Below are 1,969 nucleotides of genomic sequence, written 5' to 3' on the forward strand. Positions count from 1 at the left end.
GTGCTGTGCTGTGCTGTGCTGTGCTGTGCTGTGCTTAATAGTTATACTATTTTTAGAAATGTCAAATTTTGTTTTTATGGTTGTCATGTTATTTATTTCTACTTTTGAATTTAGAGATAATGTTTTTATATTATAGGTTTTTTATTTTATCTTGTCAAGATAAAGCAAAAAGCTTTCCAAGATTTTAAGTCAAAAACTCGATAATGAGAATTTTATAATATATTATTTGATAAAGAAACTCTTTTTCAAATAACAGGAAAAGTACTAAAAATCTTTAATTTAATATATTGATATTTGACAAAATAATATTAATATATTAAATTATTACAAGTGATAATTTTCACAAGGAGGCTCTTATGAGTATCAATTCTAGAAAAGTAGCAATAATAGGAACCGGTCTAGTAGGTTCTACTTGTGCCTACGCTATAGCAAATCAAGGAGTTTGTGACGAAGTACTAATGATCGATGCAAATATAAAAAGAGCAGAAGGAGAAGCTTGGGATATAGGTCAAAGTATTCCTTTTTTAGATCAGCGTACAAAAATTTATCCTGCATCTCTTTCCGATTGTAGAGATGTTGATATTATTGTTTTTTCTGCGGGCGGTCCTCCTAAAGTAGGAGAAACACGCTTGGATTCTTTGGGCCATAGTGTTAAAATTGCAGATTCAGTTATTGATGGTGTTTTAAAAGGCGGATTCAATGGTATTTTTTTAGTTGTTTCTAATCCGGTAGATGTTGTTTCTTATTATTTTTTCAAAAAAAGCGGCTTTCCGGTGCATCGGGTTATTGGTTCTGGAACCTCTCTCGATACGTCTCGATTAAAATACTTTTTATCAGAGATATGCGGGAATGTTGATCCACATTCAATAAACGGATTTACAATTGGTGAGCATGGGGACTCGCAAGCTATTGTTTGGAGTACTGTGACTGTTGGTGGTGTCCCCTATTTACAGCTTCGGGAGCAAAATCCTGAAAAATATGCTACTTTAAGTCTTGAAGAAATCCGACTTAAAGTAGTAAAAGCAGGCTGGGATATTATAGAGCGTAAAAATACAACATATTACGGTGTTGCTTCTGCTGCAGCTAATATTATCAAAGCAATCATGAATGATGAAAAAAGAATATCAGCAGCCTCTACTTTTTTGAACGGAGAATATGGAGAAAAAAATATATTTTCAAGTGTTCCAGTAATTTTAGGTAAAGAGGGTATCGAAAAAGTAATAGAATTAAATTTAACTTCAGAAGAACTGGAAAATTTCAAAAAATCTAATTCTATTCTTCGAAAATATATAGAAACATTATAAGACAGTCATTTTTTGTGTATATTATGTATAATAATTAACTTTTTCCTACTCCAAGGGCGCTTCAAATGGCATCTTAGTCTAATAAAAGAAACATTATTTCATGATATTGCCTTACTTATTTTTTATCAATACCTATATACCTTTATTTGGATTTGTTTTTAAAAATTTACAAAAACTTAAAAATTCTTGTAGCTTGTTTTACTAGTCTTTACTTTTTTATTGAATATGGGTTGTAAGAAGCAATTAGTTGAAACTGGCTTTCAGATTTTGTATTTCGTTTTTAAGATTATCTCTTTTGCTGCGGAGTTCGGGAAGGAGCGCATGCTCCTCATCTGCCTGAGCGTCAAGGATTTGTTTCCGAATGTCTTGGAGTTCTGTTTTTTTCTCGTCGATGAGGGTCTGTAAAGATTTTTCCGTCGTTCTGGAACCATTTGAAATATGTTCAATAATAGGCACCGTAAAAGTTCTGAATGCCGGCTCTTGAGATAGGTCAGCGCGGTATTCTTCGGGAAGAAGGTCTATGGAGCCTTTGAAATTATGGAGGTCTTGAAGTTCTTTCTCTGAGGAAACTTCGATATCCAAAAATACTGTAAACTCTCTGTTTTTGTTGGAGACTTTGTGTATGATATCAATGCTGTCGAAGTTGTCGGCTTCGGGGAAGGAAT

2 protein-coding genes are annotated in these 1,969 nt (G+C 33.2%); one reads left to right on the plus strand and one right to left on the minus strand.

What is annotated here, in order from left to right:
- The first annotated feature begins 356 nt into the window (after nucleotides 1–356).
- Nucleotides 357–1,304 carry an L-lactate dehydrogenase gene (locus BM018_RS06785; RefSeq protein WP_092319939.1) on the plus strand — a complete coding sequence of 316 codons (948 nt, stop codon included), beginning with the start codon at nucleotides 357–359 and terminating at the stop codon, nucleotides 1,302–1,304.
- Between the two features lie 243 nt (nucleotides 1,305–1,547).
- Here the strand turns inward: BM018_RS06785 and BM018_RS07880 are convergent.
- Nucleotides 1,548–1,969: hypothetical protein (locus tag BM018_RS07880; protein ID WP_159428227.1), on the minus strand; the 422-nt coding region annotated here is incomplete at its 5' end.

Source organism: Brevinema andersonii (assembly GCF_900112165.1).
Lineage (GTDB): Bacteria > Spirochaetota > Brevinematia > Brevinematales > Brevinemataceae > Brevinema > Brevinema andersonii.

Coding starts and splice junctions, on each gene's coding strand:
- BM018_RS06785 (WP_092319939.1), top strand. CDS start 357: ATGAGTATCAATTCTAGAAAAGTAGCAATAATAGGAACCGGTCTAGTA.